This window comes from Streptomyces sp. NPDC028314, from assembly GCF_055565795.1.
The window spans coordinates 21,063-40,757 of record NZ_JBVHTP010000027.1 but is presented as its reverse complement, the minus strand read 5'-3'; the positions used below and the strand labels follow the sequence as shown (position 1 = coordinate 40,757).

Annotated in this window: 16 protein-coding genes; 7 read left to right on the top strand and 9 right to left on the bottom strand. The window is 72.6% G+C overall.

Annotation, left to right across the window (positions count from 1 at the left end; translation table 11 throughout):
• Positions 1 to 180: 180 nt before the first annotated feature.
• The gene (trhA, locus tag ACZ4TG_RS37825; RefSeq protein WP_468172885.1) at positions 181 to 864 is read left to right on the top strand and encodes a PAQR family membrane homeostasis protein TrhA; all 684 of its coding nucleotides are present in this window, start codon (positions 181 to 183) and stop codon (positions 862 to 864) included.
• An 89-nt stretch (positions 865 to 953) separates the two neighbouring features.
• Here trhA and ACZ4TG_RS37820 read toward each other — a convergent pair whose 3' ends face one another.
• The 6 genes from ACZ4TG_RS37820 to ACZ4TG_RS37795 all read right to left on the bottom strand — a co-directional run bounded on the left by ACZ4TG_RS37820 (position 954) and on the right by ACZ4TG_RS37795 (position 10,766).
• On the bottom strand, positions 954 to 3,383 hold the full coding sequence (locus ACZ4TG_RS37820) for a galactose oxidase-like domain-containing protein (RefSeq protein WP_468172882.1): 2,430 nt from the start codon (positions 3,381 to 3,383) through the stop codon (positions 954 to 956).
• Positions 3,384 to 3,405: 22 nt separating this feature from the next.
• A complete protein-coding gene (locus ACZ4TG_RS37815; protein WP_468172879.1) occupies positions 3,406 to 4,611 on the bottom strand; it encodes a glycosyltransferase in 1,206 nt (401 codons plus the stop codon).
• Between the two features lie 6 nt (positions 4,612 to 4,617).
• Positions 4,618 to 6,354 (bottom strand): ArnT family glycosyltransferase, encoded by a 1,737-nt coding sequence (locus ACZ4TG_RS37810; protein WP_468172876.1) that lies wholly within the window; start codon positions 6,352 to 6,354, stop codon positions 4,618 to 4,620.
• The gene (locus ACZ4TG_RS37805; RefSeq protein WP_468172873.1) at positions 6,351 to 7,649 is read right to left on the bottom strand and encodes a glycosyltransferase; all 1,299 of its coding nucleotides are present in this window, start codon (positions 7,647 to 7,649) and stop codon (positions 6,351 to 6,353) included. Before ACZ4TG_RS37805 ends, ACZ4TG_RS37810 begins: the two co-directional genes overlap by 4 nt.
• Before the next feature lie 241 nt (positions 7,650 to 7,890).
• Positions 7,891 to 9,954, bottom strand: coding sequence for a thioredoxin domain-containing protein (locus tag ACZ4TG_RS37800; protein ID WP_468172870.1), 2,064 nt, complete (start codon positions 9,952 to 9,954; stop codon positions 7,891 to 7,893).
• An 80-nt stretch (positions 9,955 to 10,034) separates the two neighbouring features.
• Positions 10,035 to 10,766, bottom strand: a complete 732-nt coding sequence (locus tag ACZ4TG_RS37795; protein ID WP_468172867.1) for a DUF4344 domain-containing metallopeptidase — start codon at positions 10,764 to 10,766, stop codon at positions 10,035 to 10,037.
• A gap of 165 nt (positions 10,767 to 10,931) precedes the next feature.
• Here ACZ4TG_RS37795 and ACZ4TG_RS37790 point away from each other — a divergent pair, with 165 nt between their 5' ends.
• Positions 10,932 to 14,210, top strand: coding sequence for a tetratricopeptide repeat protein (locus tag ACZ4TG_RS37790; RefSeq protein ID WP_468172864.1), 3,279 nt, complete (start codon positions 10,932 to 10,934; stop codon positions 14,208 to 14,210).
• A 195-nt stretch (positions 14,211 to 14,405) separates the two neighbouring features.
• Here ACZ4TG_RS37790 and ACZ4TG_RS37785 read toward each other — a convergent pair whose 3' ends face one another.
• Both ACZ4TG_RS37785 and mca read right to left on the bottom strand, forming a co-directional pair.
• The gene (locus tag ACZ4TG_RS37785; protein WP_468172861.1) at positions 14,406 to 14,630 is read right to left on the bottom strand and encodes a hypothetical protein; all 225 of its coding nucleotides are present in this window, start codon (positions 14,628 to 14,630) and stop codon (positions 14,406 to 14,408) included.
• Positions 14,631 to 14,632: 2 nt separating this feature from the next.
• Entirely contained in the window at positions 14,633 to 15,514 is an 882-nt protein-coding gene (mca, locus tag ACZ4TG_RS37780) for a mycothiol conjugate amidase Mca (protein WP_468172858.1), read from the bottom strand.
• 121 nt (positions 15,515 to 15,635) lie between these two features.
• On the opposite strand from mca, the gene ACZ4TG_RS37775 reads away from it, so the two are divergent.
• Together ACZ4TG_RS37775 and greA are read left to right on the top strand one after the other, a co-directional pair.
• Positions 15,636 to 16,049 (top strand): DUF4307 domain-containing protein, encoded by a 414-nt coding sequence (locus ACZ4TG_RS37775; protein WP_468172855.1) that lies wholly within the window; start codon positions 15,636 to 15,638, stop codon positions 16,047 to 16,049.
• Positions 16,050 to 16,284: 235 nt separating this feature from the next.
• Positions 16,285 to 16,782, top strand: a complete 498-nt coding sequence (greA, locus tag ACZ4TG_RS37770) for a transcription elongation factor GreA (RefSeq protein WP_468172853.1) — start codon at positions 16,285 to 16,287, stop codon at positions 16,780 to 16,782.
• Positions 16,783 to 16,888: 106 nt separating this feature from the next.
• On the opposite strand, the gene ilvA is transcribed toward greA, so the two are convergent.
• Positions 16,889 to 18,121, bottom strand: coding sequence for a threonine ammonia-lyase (gene ilvA, locus ACZ4TG_RS37765; RefSeq protein WP_468172850.1), 1,233 nt, complete (start codon positions 18,119 to 18,121; stop codon positions 16,889 to 16,891).
• Between the two features lie 215 nt (positions 18,122 to 18,336).
• On the opposite strand from ilvA, the gene ACZ4TG_RS37760 reads away from it, so the two are divergent.
• From ACZ4TG_RS37760 to ACZ4TG_RS37750, 3 genes are all read left to right on the top strand, one after another.
• A complete protein-coding gene (locus ACZ4TG_RS37760; protein ID WP_468172847.1) occupies positions 18,337 to 18,858 on the top strand; it encodes a MarR family winged helix-turn-helix transcriptional regulator in 522 nt (173 codons plus the stop codon).
• Positions 18,859 to 18,984: 126 nt separating this feature from the next.
• Positions 18,985 to 19,440: a sigma factor-like helix-turn-helix DNA-binding protein gene (locus ACZ4TG_RS37755; protein ID WP_468172845.1), complete on the top strand. Its 456-nt coding sequence runs from the start codon at positions 18,985 to 18,987 to the stop codon at positions 19,438 to 19,440.
• Positions 19,437 to 19,691, top strand: a complete 255-nt coding sequence (locus ACZ4TG_RS37750) for a hypothetical protein (protein ID WP_468172842.1) — start codon at positions 19,437 to 19,439, stop codon at positions 19,689 to 19,691. Before ACZ4TG_RS37755 ends, ACZ4TG_RS37750 begins: the two co-directional genes overlap by 4 nt.
• Positions 19,692 to 19,695 lie beyond the last annotated feature (4 nt).

Below are 19,695 nucleotides of genomic sequence, written 5' to 3'. Positions count from 1 at the left end.
TATGCCCCGTGGGGGCCGCGACCCGGACGCTTCGCGCTCCGCTCATCCGGTGCCGACCGCACTCATCTGATCATCCGGTGCATGTGCGCATATGTCCAGGGGGCTTCTCACGTGAGCATCACCACTCGCGTCAATCTTCCGTAAAGAGGACTAACGGAAACCTACGGACCCGTAGATACCATGTCCGCCATGACATCTGACGCCGCTGCCGTGGCCGAAACGGCCGTTCCGGAGGTCAAGCCGCTGATGCGGGGCTGGCTGCACACCGGGATGTTCCCCGCCGTGGTGATCGCGGGCCTGGTGCTGATGGCTTTCACCGACTCGACCAGCGCACGGGTCGCCTGCGGGGTCTACGTCCTCACGGCCTGCCTGCTCTTCGGAGTGAGCGCCGTGTACCACCGCGGGACCTGGGGGCCCCGCGGCGAAGCCATCCTGCGACGGCTGGATCACGCCAACATCTTTCTCATCATCGCGGGGACCTATACCCCGCTGACGGTCCTCCTCCTCCCGGACTCCACCGGACGGACGCTCCTGTGGGCGGTCTGGATCGCCGCGGCCGCCGGCATCGCCTTCCGCGTCTTCTGGGTCGGCGCCCCGCGCTGGCTGTACACGCCCTGCTACATCGCGATGGGCTGGGCCGCCGTCTTCTTCCTCCCCGACTTCATGCGGGCCGGCGGGATCGCGGTCCTGGTCCTGGTGATCGTCGGCGGCCTCCTCTACAGCGTCGGCGGGGTCATCTACGGCATGAAGCGCCCCAACCCCTCGCCCCGCTTCTTCGGCTTCCACGAGGTCTTCCACTCCCTGACCCTGGCCGCCTTCGTCGCCCACTACGTCGGCATCTCGCTCGCCGCGTACCAGCACTGAGCAGCCGAGCACGGCAACGGGACCCCGCCGCGCGCCGCGGCGGGGTCCCGTTGCCTCCAGGTGCGGTCGGCAGTGACCGGTCGGGCCGTTCAGCAGGCGTAGCCGTCGCGGTCGGGGTCCAGGCGCAGCGGGTCGCTGCCGTTGATCTTCATCCGCTTCGGGTACTGGTGGGAGGCCAGCCAGTCGCAGCGGGCCTTCGTCGTCTCCTTCACCTCCGCCGGGAACCTCGTCGGTACGCAGAGGTTGACCGTGCCGTAGTGCCGGTCGCAGCCGGCCACGCCGGGCGCGACGGGGACGGAGTCCCGCTTGGCCGGGTTGGTCTTCGGGGCCGCCTTGAGGGAGTCCGCGAAGTCGTGCACGTGCGGTGAGGGCTGCTCGCCGCCGACGGCGGTCTTCGCCAGCGCGGGCGCGCCGCCCAGGTGGACCCAGGTGGCGACCGAGGGGATGCCGTTCGCGTCGACCCCGAAGAGCATGTACCAGCCCGGCGGGGCCAGGTTCGGGTTGCTGGTGACGTTGAGGTCGACGGTGGTGCCGTTGACCACGGTCATCGGCAGGTCCACGAAGCGCTGGTTCGGGTCGGAGGAGTGGGTGACCGCCGCCGGGCGGATCAGTTCCGCCTTGGCGATGGGCCGGTCGACGGTGATCCGCTGGGTGTCCCCGTACACCCACTCCGTGTCGAGCACCGAGGTGAGCTTCGGCCGGGGCCCCTTGAAGAGGTACGGCGGGGTGTAGATCGACACCGCGTGGTTGTACGTGCCGTTGCCGGGGTTGTCGCCGACCGACATGACGCGGCCGTCGGGCAGCAGGAACGCGCCCGAGTGGTAGGTCCGCGGGATCGGGTCGGCGGCGAGGCCCGGCTGGTAGGTGTTGGACACCGGGTCGAAGAAGGAGGCCTCGTAGACCGGGTCGGCCCGGTCGTGCAGCCCGCCGCCGGTCTCCAGCACCTTGCCGTCCGGCAGCAGCACGGCGGACACGTACATCTTGCCCTCGGCGCCGGTCTGGGGACGCTTGCCCGCGCCGACGTCGACCAGGCCCTGCGGCAGGTCCGGGGCCGCGGTGTAGGCGGGGTTCGCCGCCTTGAGGTCGATGAGGTCGGTGAGCCGGTTCGCCGCCGGGTTGGACTCGTTGTTGCCGCCGCCGATGGTCAGGACCCGCTGGTCCTGCGCCGGGGGCAGCAGTACGCTCGCCGACTCGTCGCGCTCGTCCTTCTTGCGCAGGCCGGGCACGTCGGTGATGGTGTTGGCGGCGTAGTCGTAGACGGAGGCGCCGCTGCCCTGGGTGCCGTTGCCGAAGGTGTGGCTGCCCGAGTAGAAGAGCCGGCCGTCCTGCATGAGGATCATCGAGGGGTACAGGCCCCAGTAGGACCAGGTCTGGTTGACCTCGTTCATCGGCAGCCACTTGCCCTGCGCCGCCGAGAACTTCTCGGCGGTCACGTTGCCCGTGGAGTCCTCCTTCAGCCCGCCGAAGGAGATGACGTCGCCGTTGCCGAGGATCGTCGCCGACGGGTACCAGTGCCCGCCGTTCATGTCGTTCGTCTTCACGTACTTCTCGGTGGCCGGGTCGAAGATGTACGAGTCCTTCAGCCCCTGGTAGCCGACCGTGCCGTCCGCGGACGGGTAGCCCTTGTTGCCGCTCATCACCAGCACCCGGCCGTCGGCCAGCTGCACGTGCCCCGAGCAGAACATGTCCACGGGCGTCGGGATGGTCTTGAAGCTGCCGTTCGCCGGGTCGTACACGGCGGAGGTGAAGGTGCCCGCGTTGAACTGGGCGATGTCGTTGCCCGAGCCCGCGATCAGCAGCACCTTGCCGTTCCGGAGCACCACCGCGTGCATCGAGCGCACCGGGTTCTGCGCCGGTATCACCTCCCAACGGCCCTTGGCGCACTGCTCCGGCGTGCCCGTACAGGCGGGCTGCGGCGGGAGGGCTCCGACCTCCTCCAGCGCGTAGTCGTCGGTGGTGAGCGTGCCCACCCCGTACACCGACAGCCCCCACGCGATCTTGTCGGTGTTGGGGGGCACCGCGGGCGTACGGACCTCCGTGCGCGCCCATCCGGCACTGACCGGCGGATTCTGCAGGTCGGTCCAGTACTGCCAGCCGGCGGTGGTGTCGTGCCGGAAGGCGGTCACCGACACGTCGGGGGTGTTCGACTTGTACCAGGCGGACAGGTCGTACTGCCGGCCCGGGACCACGGTCGGCGCGCAGGTGGCGTTCTCGGTGACCAGGGCCTTGCGGTCGCCGTCCAGCCGGCGGGTGAGCGAGACCTTCATGGCCTTGGTGCCGGTGTGCGCGTCGGCGACGGTCGCGAAGGTGAAGTCGTTGTCGCCCCAGCCGGATTTGGACCAGCAGGACGGCATGTCGGAGCCGGCTGCTCCGGCGGTCTCGAAACCGGGATTGGTGAGCAGATTGGGCGCTACGGCCGTGGCCTGCTGCGGTGCGCTCAGCAGCAGGCCCGCGGCCATCGCCCCGATGGCTGTCAGGGCGGCCCGCCGCCCTGCCCGCCGCCGGATCTTCAGACGCATGCGGAAGTCCTTTCGGTGCGGCTCAACTCCTGGTGGTGGGTGCTGCTGCCGGGCGTGGCTTGCGCGGCAGGTAGACGAGGGCCTCGGTGGCGACGAAGCGCAGGACGAAGGTGGTGACCAGCGCGAGCGCGGTGGCGGGCAGCACGGCCAGGCCGAACTTGGCGACGAACAGCGCGATCAGCGGGATCCGCAGCAGCAGGTCGGCGTTGGCGAGCAGCGCGAAGCGGCCGACCCGGTCGGCCCAGTGGCGGTGGCGGCGGTCGCGGAACAGCAGGGTCTCGATGAGGAGGAAGTTCCACAGGACGCCGGCCTGGTTGGCGACGACCTCGGCGGCGAGGTAGTTCATGCCGGCGTGGGTGAGCAGCCACAGCGCGCCGAGGTTCGGTACGAAGCCGGAGAGCCCGATCAGCCCGAAGCCGATCATCCGGGCGAGCGGGGTCGCGGAGCGCAGCGCGGCCAGGTGCGCGAGGAAGCGCAGGCCTTCCCGGGCGGTGGACTTGGATTCGCCCGCGTACCGCTCCTGGAAGACGAACGGCACCTCGGCGACCTTCGCGGGGCGGCTGCGGACCGCCAGCTCCAGCAGGATCTTGTAGCCGAGCGGTTTGAGGGCCTCGGCGGTGACGGCCGAGCGGCGGATCGCGAAGAAGCCGCTCATGGGGTCGCTGATGCCGCGCAGGGCGCGCGGGAAGAGGCCCTTGGCCAGCCAGGTCGCGGCGCGCGAGACGGCCACGCGGTAGCTGCCGGCGAGTCCGGCCCGGCTGCCGCCGGGGATGTAGCGGGAGGCGACGACGAGGTCGGCGCCCGTGCGCGTCCCCTCGCCGACGAGTTCTGGGACCAGGTGGGGCGGGTGCTGGAGGTCGGCGTCCATGACCACGACCCAGTCGGAGGCGGCCCTTTTGACGCCCTCGACGACGGCTCCGCCGAGGCCGCCTTCGGGTGTGTCGCGGTGCAGGACGGCCACCGGGAAGGGGCAGTCGCCGGCCGCCTTCTCGATGGCGGCCGGGGTGTCGTCGGTGGAGTCGTCGACGAACAGCACCTCGCACGGCAGGTGTGCGGGCATCGAGCCGGTGAGTCGGCTCAGCAGTTCGGCGACGTTCGCGGACTCGTTGAAGGTCGGGACGATGAGGGTGACGCTCCCGGAGGCGGGCCTCTCCTCTTCGGGAAGCACGGCCGGAGCAATCACCTCCGGATCACTCAGGGCATGCGGGGGCCACAGGTCCTCGCTCATGGTGGTTCAGCTCCCACTCTCGCGGTCGGTCCGCCGGATCTCGATGCGGTCCTCGCCCGAACCGAAGACGGCCACCGCGGTCGAATGCTCAAGCGCAGCCTTCACGTTGGGCAGGTCCACCGCATCTCGACGCACGGTGGGGGAGGAAACCACGTAGTCGATGTCCCTCCAGCCGCCCGGCAGGGTCTTGGTCACGGCGGGGTCGAGGTCGGCCTTGTAGAACCAAATGGCGCCGAGTCCCGGTTCGAATCCGTGGTTGACGGCGTCGAGCCACAGGGCGTCGTCGACGAGGATCCGGGTGTCCGCCGGTTCGGCGACCTCGCTGCCGAGCCAGGCCGCGGCCTGCCGGTAGGGGGCGTTCGCGTCGACCGTGAGCGCGGTGCGGTTTCCGTCGTACCAGCGCGGGAGCACGTACACCGCGGCGGACGCGGCCAGTACGACGATCAGTGCGCGCCGGCCCCAGACCAGCGGCCTGCCCTCCCCCGGCGTACGGCGGCGGCGCAGCACGGCGTGCGTGATGCTGGCCGCGCCCCCGGCGAGGACCAGGGCGAGGAACGGCAGGGCCTGGATGACGTACATCGCGGGGAGGTAGCCGGAGGGGCGCATGGCGACGATGCCGAGGATCACGGCGGCCAGCGCGGGTCCGGCGAGCGCCCGGGCGGTGACGGACCAGCGGTGGGTGGCCAGCAGCAGGACGGCGCCGGCCAGTCCGCCGAGCGGCAGGACGGTGTCGTAGTAGAGCCAGGAGGTGAACACGCCGTTCGAACCGGTGCCGGGGGTGAGGATGAAGCCGGAGCCCGGGCGGCTCATCTGGTAGGTGATGCCGTCGATGAGCGAGACGTGTCCGGCGCCGGGCAGCAGTTCGCTGTTGAGCAGGGCGTAGAGCGGGTACGAGATCCCTATCAGCGCGCAGGCGGTGACGGCCCCGGTGACGGCGAACTTGCGGGTGTCGCGGTGGCTGTGGCGCCACATCGTCACCAGCAGGGCCGGGAGCACCACCAGCATCGTCTCCTTCGTCAGGACGGCGGTGGCGGCGGCCAGTCCGGAGCCGAAGTGGTGCCACAGGTGGCGGCTGGGGGACGCGGCGAGGCAGAACGCCAGCAGCATCCACATCACGGCGAGGTTGTCGAGGAAGATCTCCCGCTGGAGCACGACGGACAGCGGGGACAGCCCGAACAGGCCCATCGCCAGTCCGGCCGCCCAGCGCGGCAGCCAGAGCCGGCGCGCGAGGACGTACATCAGGACGGAGCTGACGGCGGAGACGGCGAGCATGGAGAACCGCATCGGCGCGACGGTCATCCAGTCGGGCACGAACAGGGACGGCAGGTACGTCAGGCCCGCGATCTGGATCCAGCCGAGCGGGGGGTGGTCGTACCAGTAGGTGTAGTGGGCGAGGCCGTCGCCCTGCTGGACGGCCCAGGCCTGGGCGAGGTAGGTGCCCTCGTCGTCGCTCAGGGTGGGGAAATTGGTGATGTTCCAGCCCTGTACGAGGACGATCGCGAGCAGCAGCGTCCCGCAGAGCAGCAGATCGGGACGGGAGGAGCGGAAGCGGGCGAGGGGTCTGGCCGGGGCGGGCGGGCGGACTCCGAGTCCGCCGGGGCTTCGCTGGGCGGGTACCCGGGGCGCGGTGGCGGTGCCGGTGGCGGCGGAGGCAGGGGCGGTGGCGGTGGCGGCAGCAGTGGCGGCTGCGGCTTTGGCCGACTGGGGCTGGGGATCAGTGGCCGTGGGCAGGGTGGCGGTCACTGGTGGCTGTCCTCTCGGATCGCGGTGGGCGCGGTGTGCGCGGTGGCGGTCGGAGCATGGGTGAGGTGGGCGCCGGTGTGGCTGGTCAGCTCCCACTCGTTGCGGCCGCGCTGCTCGCGCCAGACCGCACGGATCGCGGCGCCGGCCAGCATCACCTGGTAGAAGGGGCCGCCGACGACGAGCTTGAGGTAGTGGACGAACCGCACGCGCAGGCCGTACTGGCGGCCGAAGTCGTGCAGTCCGACGATCTCGAAGACGAAGGTCACCATCGCCGTGATCATGGGCAGGAAGGTGATGATCGCGATGCCGACGGGCACGTCGAGGAGGACGGCGACGGCGAAGTTGACGGGGATGATCACCCCGGAGGCGGCCTGCATGAACGGGGTCATCAGGGTGTAGCGGGCCAGCCAGCGCTGGCCGCGGCCGGGCAGCTGCTGCCAGTCCTTCTTCCGGTAGACCTGGAGGAAGCCCTGGTTCCAGCGGGTGCGCTGCTTGAGCAGGCTCATCAGCGAGCCGGGCGTCTCCTCGCGGGTGACCATGTCGGAGTCGTACGCGACGACCACCTTCTTGCCGACCGACGAGAGCCGCACGCCCAGGTCGCAGTCCTCGGCGAGGCAGTTCTGGTCCCAGCCGCCCGCCTCGCGCAGCACGTCGGTGCGGACGAAGACGGTGTTGCCGCCGAGCGGGATGAACCCCTTCTCGGCGTGCAGGTGCAGCCGGGAGCGGAACCAGAAGAAGTACTCCAGGCAGTTGCGCAGGCTGTACCAGCTGGAGTGGAAGTTGATGAGCTGGACCCCGCCCTGGACCACGTCGGCCCCGGTCGCGCGGAAGGCGTGGTCCACGTGGGCGAGGAGCTCGGGGTGGACCTGGTCCTCGGCGTCGAAGACCCCGACGATGTCGCCCCGGCAGTGCGGCAGGGCGGTGTTGAGGGCCTTGGGCTTGTTCTTGACCTCGTTGTGGTCGGTGATGACCCGGACCAGGCCGGGCGCGCGGGCGGCGGCGCGCTCGGCGACGGCGGCGGTCTCGGGGTCGTCGTGGCCGACGATGACGATGATCTCGTAGTCGCTGTGGCCCGATTCGAGCAGCCGGTCGATCGTGTGCTCCAGGACGGCCTGTTCGTGCCGGGCCGGCAGCAGCAGCGAGAAGGCGAGGCGGCCGCCTCCGTCGGGCCGGTCGAAGCGCGTGGACGCGAGCGTCTCCGGTGTGCGCCACGCGTGCATCTGCCACCACAGGGTGAAGGCGGCCATCCAGAAGAGTGCCAGCGAAATGGCAGAAATGAACACAGAAGTGTACAAACTGTCCCCCACAGACATGCCGCAACCCCAGGCGGCGAATCGAAAACCCCCCGGAGGCAGTCGGCGGGCCCCCCGGCCCGCCGCCTCCGCTTCCCCCTCGTGCGCACCCCCCAGTGCGCGTCTCGGTCAGTCCCGAAGACACGAGACTAGGCAGCGAAAATGAAGCTGAGGCGCTGCCCAGATAAAAACCACGTTTCCGAGTTGACGTACGACAACCGGAATTGACGGCACTCCGGATGCTTCAGGGACGAACCGCCCCCAACTGCTCTGCCAGCTCAACTAGTTCGGTCGTAGGACGTGAGCAGACGAAGTGGCGGCACACGTACGCCGTCGGAAGGTCGCGCACCAGTGTGCGCTCGGCCAGAAGGGGGAACTCCCCTCCGGTCCCGTCCGCCGCGCGCGGCAGACCGACCGCCACGACCGCCCCAGGAGCCGTACCCAGCAACGCCGTCCGGTGCAGCGCCGCCGTCCCCGGATCCTCCGGATGGCCGACGACGGCCACCTCGCGCGGACCGTCCAGCAGTGCCTCCGCGACCGCCAGCCCGTGCCCGATGAAGCGCGGGGCGCGCGGCCCGAGGGCGTGTACCACCCCGAGCGCCCGCTCGGCCGCCGTGCGGTGCGCCTCGGAGCCGGTGTGCGCGGCGTACGAGAGCAGCGCTCCGGCGGCGGCGGTCCAGCCCGAGGGCGCCGCCGTGTCCGTCGGGTCCTGCGGGCGCCGGATCAGCTTCTCGGCGTCGTGGGCGGTGTCGTACAGGGAGCCGTCCTCGGCGGTGAACAGGTCCAGCACCAGGTCGACGAGGAACCCGGCGAACTCCAGCCAGACCCCCTCGCCGGTGACCGAGGCCAGCGCGAGGAACCCCTCCGCGACATCGCCGTAGTCCTCCAGGACACCGGCGTTGGGGCCCGCCTTCCCGTCCCTGCTGGTCCGGGCGAGGCGGGCCCGCCCGGCCGACGCGTCGAAGTGGACGCGCACCAGCAGGTCGGCGGCCTCGGTGGCCCGCTCGATCAGGTCGGGCCGCTCGAAGTACGCGCCGCACTCCGCGAGCGCCGCGACGGCCAGCCCGTTCCAGGCGGCGACGACCTTGTCGTCCCGGCCGGGCGCGGGCCGCGCGGCCCGCGCCGCGAGCAGCCGCGCCTTGATGTCGGCGACCTTGGCGGCGTCCAGGACGGGCCCGTCCTGCGGGAGTTGCAGGACGGAGGTGCCGTGCTCGAAGGTCCCCTCCTCGGTCACCCCGAAGCAGGCGACGGCCGCGTCCCCGTCCGCCTCGCCCAGCACCTCGCGCAGCTGCGCGGGGGTCCAGGCGTAGTACGCGCCCTCCACGTGCTTCCCGCTGAGCGGGTCCTCGCTGTCCGCGTCGAGCGCGGAGGCGAAGCCGCCCTCGCGGGTGCGCAGCTCGCGGACCATGAAGTCGGCGGTCTCCAGGGCGACGCGCCGGGCGAGGTCGGATCCGGTGGCCCGCCACAGGTGCGCGTAGACGCGGCACAGCAGCGCGTTGTCGTAGAGCATCTTCTCGAAGTGCGGCACCACCCAGTTCCGGTCCACGGAGTACCGGGCGAACCCGCCGCCGAGCTGGTCGTAGATCCCGCCCCGGGCCATCGCCTCGCAGGTGTCGGAGGCCATCTGCAGGGCCCCCTCCGACCCGGTGCGGGCGTGGTGGCGCAGCAGGAACTCCAGCACCATGGACGGCGGGAACTTCGGCGCGCCGCCGAACCCCCCGCGCGCGGCGTCGTACTCCCGCGTCAGCGCGAGCAGGGCCTGTGCCATCTCCTCGGGCCCGGGGGTGCCGGCCTTGCCGTAGTCCAGCTGCCGCTCCGACAGGTCCCGCACGATCCGCTGCGCGACTTCCGCGACTTCCTCGGGCCGGCCGGCCCAGGCGGTGCGCACGCCTTCGAGCACCTGCATGAAGGAGGGCATCCCGTGCCGGGGCTCGGGCGGGAAGTAGGTGCCGAAGTAGAAGGGTTCGGCGTCCCCGGTCAGGAACACGGTCATGGGCCAGCCGCCCTGCCCGGTCGCAGCCTGCACGGCCTCCATGTACACGGCGTCCACGTCGGGCCGCTCCTCGCGGTCCACCTTGATGCCGACGAAGTGCTCGTTCAGGTAGGCAGCCGTCAGCTCGTCCTCGAAGGACTCGTGCGCCATCACGTGGCACCAGTGGCAGGAGCTGTACCCGACGCTCAGCAGAACGGGTACGCCTCGCCGGCGCGCCTCCTCGAACGCCTCCGGGCACCAGGGCCACCAGTCGACCGGATTGTCGACGTGCTGGAGGAGGTAGGGGGAAGTCTCGTTCGCGAGGCGGTTCGACATGAGACCAATCCTGCCGCACGGCGGGCCACGCGGCGCGTGACGGGGCGGTCGCCGGCGAAGGGGCGTCGGCGGGCCAGTGGTCAGGGGCGGCGGAGGAGCGGGGTCAGGGCGCGGGTCCAGGCGTCGCGGGTGGTGGGGTAGGCGGGGGTGCAGGCCTCAGGGGCCGGGGCGGGGTGGCGGTCGGGGGCCGCGCCGTGCAGGAGGCAGCGGTGGGCTGCGGCGCGGGCGGCGGGCGGGGCGTGCTCGTCGCCCTCGGGGTCCGGGTCGGGGCCGGCGGCGGCCACCAGGTCGTACTCCTCGGCGGCGATCCGCAGCCTGCGCTCCCCGTCCGGGCCCTCGCGGATCAGCATCAGCGCAGCGAACCGGTCGGCGGCGTCCTCCTCCTCGCGGTCGTCGTCGCCGGCCGGCAGGCTCAGGGCGTCGACGAGGGCGTGGGCCGCCTCGTGGTAGACGGTCTCCGCGACGACCGCGCCGACCCTGTCGTCCGTCCGCATGAGCTGCCGCTCCTGCGTCAGGTCGTCGTAGCAGAGCTCGATGCTGCGGGCGTGGGGGTCGTAGCCGGTGCCCTCGCCCGCGCAGGAGCGGGCGAGGACGGTGACCCGGTGGGGGAGGCGGAGGTAGCCGTTCAGCTCGGTCACGGCCCGCTCGGCCGGCCGCGCCGCCCGCAGGAAGGCCGCCTCGCGCTCGTCGCCCGCGGCCGGCTCCTCGTACCGTACGGCGAACCCCTGTGGGGGCGGGGCCTGTTCGCATCCGGCCGTGGCCGCGAGCAGGAGCACCGCGCACGGCACCCGGGTTACCAGCCGTCTCCTCATCGGCCCACCTTAGGCGGTGCGGCCGCGCGCCCGGCCGAGCGGATGAGTCCAACTGGTATCCGTATGTGGCGAGTTCCCTCTGAAGTAGCTCAGATTCCCTCGCGCTCGTCAGCGTCCCGCAGGACACTTGGGGATCGTTGCCCGAGCTCTCTGAGGGGGATGCCGATGCGGGACAGTCATCGCGTCGAGGCCGAGCGGCTGCTGGCGCGGGCGGTCGACGAAGAGGCGCGCAAGGCGACGGCGGACGCGCCGGTCGACAGGGCGGCGCTGCTGGCGCGCGGCCGGGAGGCGCTGGACGGGCTCGCCGCGGCCGCCTCCGAGGAGTACGAGGCCTACGTGCGGGCCCTGGACGAGGCGGCGGCCGGCGAGCAGTCCCTCGGCGAGGCCTTCCGGCGCGGGAACACCTCGACGGCCCTGCTGGTGACGGCGGTCGGGGCGGCGGCGGCCGTGGGCGCGGACCTGGCGCTCGGCGTGGCGGCGGGTACGGCGCTCGGCGCGGGCCTCGTCGTGGGCGTCGCGGGGGCGGCGGCGACGGTGGCCAAGGTGACGGCCCTGCACCTGCCGGCGGCGAACCGGCGGGCCGGGGAGGCGGGCCGGCCCGGCGGCCCGGAGCAGCGGCGGCTGCAGTGGCTGTCGGCGCTGGAGGTGCGCGGGGTGCGCCCGTTCCTGGAGCAGCAGCGTCTGGTGGCGACGGCGGTGCGCAACCCGCCGCGCGGCCGGACCGGGGTCAACGGCGGTGTGGCCGGCATCGGCAAGCAGGCGGGGACGGGCAGGCTCGCGGGCGGCGGGCCGCCCGTGCTGCGCGGCTCCGACCGCAGTGCGCAGGCCCGGCGGCGCAGCGTGCTGGAGCAGTCGTTCGGGCAGCTCCCGGAGCCGGAGGAGGCCTTCGCGGGGCGGCGTGCGGAGCTGACCCGGATCGCGCAGTGGGTGCAGGCGGCGCGGGCCAGTACCGAGACGCGCCCGGTGGTCGTGGTGCTGCACGGCGAGCCGGGCGCGGGCCGTACCGCGCTGGCGCTGCGGGCGGCGCACGCGCTGCGGGACCAGTTCCGGGGCGCGTGCGTGGTGGACCTGCGGGGCGGTTCGACGCACGGCGAGGCCGCGGAGGCTCCGCTGTCGACGCGGGAGGCGCTGCTGCACCTGCTGAACCGGCTGGGCGCCCCGCGCGAGCAGTTGCTGTTCCGCGAGGGGGCGTCGGCGGAGCAGCAGGTGCGGCGCCTGTCGGAGCTGTACCACCAGCACCTCCAGGGGCTGCCGGTGACGGTGGTGCTCGACGACGCGGTGGACGCGGCGCAGGTGCGGATGCTGGTTCCGGAGCGCTCGGAGAGCCTGGTGCTGGTGACGGCCCCGGGTCCGCTGGAGCTGCCGGCGGATCTGGCGGCCTGGGTGCACCAGCTGGCGGTGGCGCGGCTGCCGGAGCCGGACGCGGCCGAGGTGCTGCGGGCGGGTGCGCGGGCCGCGGGCGGGGCGCCGTACGGGGAGGAGGCCCTGCGGGGGCTGCTGGAGCTCGGCGCCGGGCTGCCGCTGGCGCTGCGCGTGCTGGCCCCGCTCGGCGTGGCCGCGCCGGGGCCGGGCGGGACGCTGGAGCACGCGCTGGACCTGGCGTACGTACGGCTGCCCGCGGAGCGGCGCCGGCTGCTGCGGCGGCTCACGCTGGCGGGGCGGGCCTCGCTCGGCCCGTCGGCGGCGGCGGCGCTGATCGACGCGGACCAGGTGGAGGCGGGGCGGCTGCTGCGCGAGCTGGCGGGGGCGGGGCTGCTGAGCCACGTGCGCGGGGAGCGGTACCGGATGCACGACGCGGTGCGCTCGTACGCGGCGGCGCGGCTGGCGTCGGACGAGGACCGGGCGGAGGCGGCGGCCGCGCACGAGCGGCTGATCCGCAACTACGCGCAGCTCGCGGACTCGGTGATCCGGATGGTCGACGGGAAGATGTCGACCCGCGCCAACCAGTTCGGCGGGCACGGCTTCGTCTCGCTCGACGCGGCGCTGCGCTGGCTGGACGACGAGTCGAGCTTCATCACGGCGGCGCTGCGGCATTCGGAGGACGTGGACCAGCAGGCGGTGCTGGACCTGCTGGGCGCGCTCTGCGACTTCTGTCTGCTGCGCGGTGACCTGTACCGGCTCGGCGAGATCAGCGAGCTGACGCAGTCCGTCGAGGCGGGCCGGCAGGGGCAGCCGGGCCCGCACGGGCGGCTGGTCCGCTCGGTGCAGTGGCGTACGGGCATCGCGGCGCGTCAGCTGGGTGACCTGGACAAGGCCCGTACCACCTTGACGTCGGTGGTCGACCAGTACATGGAGGCCGAGCAGGAGGCGGGTGCGGCGATGGCCCTGGTCTCGCTCGGCATCACCCTGCACCACCAGGGCAATCTCCCCGAGGCGGCGGTCCGCCTGCGGGAGGCGCTGGTGCTGCAGGAGCCGGAGGAGCTGGCGGGTGACCGGGCGTGGGGGCTGCACGCGCTGGCGGCGGTGCAGCGGGACCGGGCGCAGCTCGCGGAGGCGCTGGAGCTGCTGGAGCGTTCCCTCGTCCTCCACCGGGAGAGCGAGAGCGTGCACGGGGAGGCCTGGGCGCATTTCCAGCTGGGCCAGGTGTACCTGCGGCTGGGCGCGGTGGAGCGGGCCGAGGGGGAGCTGGGCCGGGCCCTGGAGCTGTACGGGCGCACGCGCGACGACCGCGGCCAGGCGTGGGCGCTGACCCAGCTGGGCCGGGCGCGGGTGGTCGACGGGGATCCGGAGCCGGCGCTGGAGCGGCTGCGGGACGCGCTGGCCCGGCACCGGCTGGCGGAGGACGCGCGCGGTGAGGCCTGGACCCTCTACTACCTCGGGCAGGCGCTGGAGGAGGGCGGCGAGCGCGACGCGGCGGTCCGGGAGCTGGAGCGGGCCCGGACGATGTTCTCGCGGATGCGGGACGTGTACGGGCTGGCGCACGCCCGTCACCATTCGGGCCGGGTGACGCGCGACCAGCGGGCGGCGCAGACGGGGAACCTGAAGAACTCCGGCTTCGCCCGTCAGCTGCTGGTGGACGCGCGGGCCGACTTCCGGCGGATCGGGCTGGCGCACGGCGAGGGCTGGACGTGCCTGGAGCTGGCGGTGGTGGACGCGGGCTACGGCCGGGTGTCGCAGGCGCTGGGCCTGTGCGAGGAGGCGGCCGGGCTGTTCGCCTCGTACGGGGACCTGCGGGGCGAGGACTGGGCCCGGTTCCTGCGCTGCACGCTGCTGCCGTACGCCGTTCCGGGAGACCCGGAGGGGGCGCGGGCCGAGCTGGCGCGGCTGGCGGCGGCCCCGCATCCGCTGCGGGACGGGCGCCTGGAGGACTTCCTGGAGGCGTACGGGGTGGTGCTGGGGCGGGGCGTGGATCCGGCGGAGGGCTGGCAGGCGTGGCGCCTGGGCATGGTCCCGAACCTGCACTCGCGGGAGATCATGGGGGTGCCGGTGCCGCCTGCGCCGTGACGGCGCGGCCGCGCCGTCGGATGCCGGTGGCCGCGCCGTCACGGCGGCCGCCCGGATGCCGGCGGCCGCGCGGATACCGCTGACCGCCCGGATGCCGCTGACCGGGACGCGCGGAAGCCGCCGCCCCGCCGGGTGTCACGGCGGGCGGCGGTCGGCGTGCGGTCCCGCGACGGGGCCTGCGGGAGCCTGCGGGGCCTACGGGGCCCGGTCCGCCGAGGGGGCGGCTGCTGCCGGGTCCGGGGCCTCCTGGAAGTCCACCCGGCCCATGTGCCGGCTCATGGACTTCATCAGGCCCCACACACCGAGGGCGAGGGCCGCGAACACGATGAAGCCGAGGAGGCCCGGGGTCACCTTGTTCTTGTCGAAGGTGTCCCCGGCCAGCGGAAGGAGCTGGACGATTGCTGCCTGCGTAGCGCTCATAGCTACGCATTCTCCCGGATGCCCGCGAAGAGGTCGGACTCGGGGAGGGAAGTGTCCACGAGCGACTTCGCCAGCTCGTACTCCTCCGTCGGCCAGACCTCCTTCTGGATCTCCATCGGGACGCGGAACCAGCCGCCGTCCGGGTCGATCTGCGTCGCGTGCGCGATGAGGGCCTTGTCACGGATCTCGAAGAAGTCCGCGCAGGGGACGTGCGTGGTGAGCGTCCGCTCGGTGCGCTCGAACTCCTTCCAGCGCTCCAGCCACTCGGCGTAGGGGGACTCCATGCCGCGCGAGAGCAGCGCCTCGTGCAGGGCGACGGTGCGCGGCTTGTTGAAGCCCTGGTTGTAGTACAGCTTCTGCGGCTGGTACGCCGGGCCGAACTCTGCCTCGGGGTACTTCTCGGTGTCCGCCGCGCCCTCGAAGGCCACCATCGAGATCTTGTGGGTCATGATGTGGTCGGGATGCGGGTAGCCGCCGTTCTCGTCGTACGTGGTGATGACCTGCGGCTTGAAGGCGCGGATCTTCTTCACCAGGCGGCCGGCCGCCTCGTCCACGTCCTCCAGGGCGAAGCAGCCCTCGGGCAGCGGGGGCAGCGGGTCGCCCTCGGGGAGGCCGGAGTCGACGTAGCCGAGCCACTCCTGCTCGATGCCGAGGATCTCGCGCGCCTCGTCCATCTCCTTGGCGCGGACCTCGTGGATGTGCTCCTCGATGTACTTGTCACCCTGGAGCTTGGGGTTCAGGACGGAGCCGCGCTCACCGCCGGTGCAGGTCACCACCAGCACGGGCACCCCCTCGGACACGTACTTGGCCATCGTGGCCGCGCCCTTGCTCGACTCGTCGTCGGGGTGGGCATGGACGGCCATCAGTCGAAGCTGCTCGGTCAAGACAGGATCCTCTGTGATTCGTCAGGGTGGGCGGCTTCTATAGTGACCGAATCGGGGGGCGGAAAATTCCGGGGGTGGCCCCGGAACAAGCGGAATCCGGCCCTCTCGAAAGGAACGATCAATGAGCACGGTGCGCGAGGGACTGCCCGAGGGCCGCTACGGCCGGTCGGCGGACGAGCGCGCGGACCGGAAGCTCAAGATCGTCGGCTCCGTGCTCGGCGTCGGGCTGCTGGGCCTGGTCGGCTGGTTCGGCTGGGACTACGTCGCCGGTCAGAGCGTCAGCGCCGAGGTGATCAAGTTCCAGATCGTGTCGGACACCGAGGTGAAGGTGCACCTGGAGGTCCGCAAGGACGCCTCGGTCACCGGGGTCTGCACCCTGAGCTCCCAGGACAAGGGGCACGGTGAGGTGGGCCGCGCCGACTTCACCTTCCCGCAGAGGAACGGGCGCGTGGACGAGGTCGTCTCCCTGAAGACCACCGGCCGGGCCGCGATGGTCGAGCTCGTCGGCTGCCAGGCCGCCGCCGGATCCCGGTAGTCTCCGGTCCGTACGTGGCCCGCGGGCCGTACGGAGCAGTACCGCGCCACGCCCGGGGAGATTCCCGAGATGGCCCGCGGGAACCGCGTGACCTGGGACGGAGCGCCAGCCCGCGGCCCGCAATGACACACTTCATACACAAGGTGTCCTCCCCCTTTTCTTCCCGAATTGTTAGGCTCGTGGTTTCGTCCGCCGCTGGCGGCTTTGAAGTCCCCTGTACCGACGAGGAGCACCCGTGACCCAGACGAGCGAGAGCGTCACCTGGCTGACCCAGGCGGCGTACGACCAGCTGAAGGCGGAGCTGGACTACCTCTCTGGTCCCGCACGCACGGAGATCGCGACGAAGATCGCAGCCGCCCGCGAGGAGGGCGACCTGCGTGAGAACGGCGGTTACCACGCGGCCAAGGAGGAGCAGGGCAAGCAGGAGCTCCGCGTCCGCCAGCTGACCCAGCTCCTGGAGAACGCGAAGGTCGGCACGGCCCCCGCGTCCGACGGCGTCGTCGCCCCCGGCACCCTCGTCAAGATCGCTTTCGACGGCGACGAGGACGACACCATGGAGTTCCTGTTGGCCTCGCGCGAGTACGCGTCCTCGGACTTCGAGACCTACTCCCCGCAGTCCCCGCTGGGCACCGGCGTGATGGGCAAGAAGATCGGCGAGGACGCCTCGTACGAGCTGCCGAACGGCAAGAAGGCCGCCGTCAAGATCCTCGACGTCAAGCCCTTCACCGGCTGATCACCCCGTGCGCCGGCCGTCCGGCGCACACCCGCCACAGCACGGAAGAGCCCCCGCCCGGACCGGATCCGGGGCGGGGGCTCTTCCGTGTGCCGCCGAGCCTGGCTCAGCTCATGACCTTGTACCCCGCGCCGTGCAGCGACCGCGCGACCTCGGCACAGTGCTCCGGGCCCTTGGTCTCCAGGTGCAGCTCGACCTCCACTTCCGTGAGCCCGAGCCGCGGGTCGGTCCGTACGTGGCTCACGTCCAACACGTTCGCGTCCACCACCGACAACACCCCCAGGAGCCCGGCCAGCGCCCCCGGCCGGTCGCTCACCCGCAGCCGCAGCGACAGGTAGCGGCCCGCCGCCGCCATGCCGTGCCGCAGGATCCGCTGGAGCAGCAGCGGGTCGACGTTCCCGCCGGACAGAACGGCGACCACCGGGCCGCCGCCGTACAGTTCGGGCTCGCTCAGCAGCGCGGCCACCGGACTGCAGCCGGCCGGCTCGACCACGAGCTTGGCCCGCTCCAGGCAGAGCAGCAGCGCACTGGAGAGCGCGTCCTCCGACACCGTACGGACGTCGTCGACGAGCTCGCCGATGATTTTGAAGGGGATGTCCCCGGGCCGGCCGACCTTGATGCCGTCCGCCATCGTGTTCGGATCGTCGACCGACACGGGGTGGCCGACCTTCAGCGAGGGCGGGTACGCGGCCGCGCCCGCCGCCTGCACGCCGATGATCCGCACGTCCGGCCGCAGCGCCTTCACCGCGACCGCGACCCCGGCCGCGAGGCCGCCGCCGCCGATGCCGACGACGATCGTCCGCACCTCCGGGCACTGCTCCAGGATCTCCAGGCCCACCGTGCCCTGGCCCGCGATGATGTCGCGGTGGTCGAAGGGGTGGATGAACACCGCCCCGCTGCGGTCCGCGTAGTCCTGGGCGGCGGCCAGCGTCTCGTCGACGACCTGCCCGTGCATGATCACCTCGGCGCCGTACTCCTGGGTCGCGGCCACCTTCGGCAGCGGAGCCCCGACGGGCATGAACACCGTCGAGCGGACCCCGAGGAGGGAGGACGCCAGCGCCACGCCCTGCGCGTGGTTCCCGGCGCTGGCCGCCACGACACCGGCGGCGCGCTGTTCGGGGCGCAGGCCCGCGATGCGCACGTACGCGCCGCGCAGCTTGAAGGAACCCGTCCGCTGGAGGTTCTCGCACTTGAGGTGGACCGGGGAGCCGGTGAGAGCGGAGAGGTGCCGGCTGCCCTCCATCGCGGTGACCCGGGAGACGCCGGACAGCATCTTCTGAGCCCCCCGGATGTCGTCGAGGATGACCTGCGGGACGGGCGTGGGCACGCGGTAGTTCATGCGGCCAGTCTCGCAGCCGGCGCGGATCGGGGCGCGGGCCAGGACGGCGGCCCGGGAAGGGTGCCGAACAGGGGCGAAATCTCGCCATCCGGGACGGCTCCGGAGCTCCGTCACACAGCGGCCGTACCAGTTCTCTCACGCGGCGTACGAGCCGCCCCACAGCCGCGTACTCTGTCCCCCATCCTTGTCGGACCCACGCGAAGAGAGCTCACGGCATGCCCTCCATCCCGGCCAGTTCCGACCTGCCCACGGTGGCCGAAACACCCGCCGAAGCCGGTCTCCTCGACGCGCTCCAGCACCAGGTCGCGGTCTTCGCCCGCCGGGCGGAGCAGACCCGCCTGGGCGGGGTCGGCCAGGCCCGCAACTCGATGGACCGCGCCGCCTACCTGCTGCTCAACCGGCTCGACCTGGAAGGCCCCATGGGCGTCAAGGCGCTCGCCGGCGGAATGGGCATCGACTCCTCCACCGTCACCCGGCAGGTGGCCCCGCTGGTCGACAGCGGGCTCGTCAAGCGGACCTCGCACCCCGAGGACGGCCGGGCCGTGGTCCTGGCGCTGTCCCCGCGCGGGCTGGCGCGGCTGGAGGAGGTCCGCTCCTCGCGGCGCGAGCTGATGGCCCGGGTGACCGACGGCTGGGCGGAGGAGGAGCGCGAGGCGTTCACCTCGCTGCTCACCCGGTTCAACGTGTCGCTGTCGGAGCTGATGGCCTCGGTCGCGGACGCCGGCCCGGCCTCCTGAGCCCGGGTCGCGGACGCCGGCCCGGCCTCCTGAGCCCCGCCCGGGACCGTTCCCGGTACGCCCCGCGGATCTCGCCGCGTCCGACCCCTTGACCGGGGTGGTCCCACCGGCCGCACTATGTGGGCTATGGGGGCTGTGGACCGCCGGGCGGAGCCCTACGCGGAGTTCGAGGCGTTCGTCGCGGGTGCGGCGGGCCGGCTTCTGCACGTCGCGATCCTGCTGACGGCGGAACCCGAGACCGCCCCGGCCGATGCGCGCCGCCTGCTCGCGGGCGCGCTGGCCCGTACGTACGCCGACTGGCGCCGGCTGCGCGGGGACGACCCGTACGACTACACCCGCCAGGAGCTGTGCGCCGCGTACGCCCGCACCGCGTGGCGCCGGCCCGCCGGTACGGGGCTGCTCGCGCGGCTGAGCCCGCTGGAACGGCTCGTCCTGGTGCTGCGGATCTACGAGGGCGTCGCGGAGGAGGTCACCGCGGCCCAGCTGGGGCTGCCGGCCGAGCGGGTGCAGGCGCTCTGCAACCGGGCCGTCGCGGCGCTGCGGGAACCCCCGGCCGCCGCACCCGGCCGGGAGGCGGCATGAGCACCTTCCCGGACCGCAAGGCGGCCCAGGTCCGCAGGCTGATGGAGGGCCCGCACCCGGCGGTGCCGCTCGGGCTGGCCGCCGCGGCGGCGGCCAGCGGCGACCGGCTGCTGCGCCGGCGGCGGGCGCTGCGCAGGTTCGGCTGGGCGGTGCTGTTCGCGGCCGCGGTGGCCTTCACGGTGTGGGCCGTGCTGACCCAGCCGTGGGTGACGCCGCCGAGCGATGTGTCCCCGCCCCTGGAGGGCTGGTAGCCAC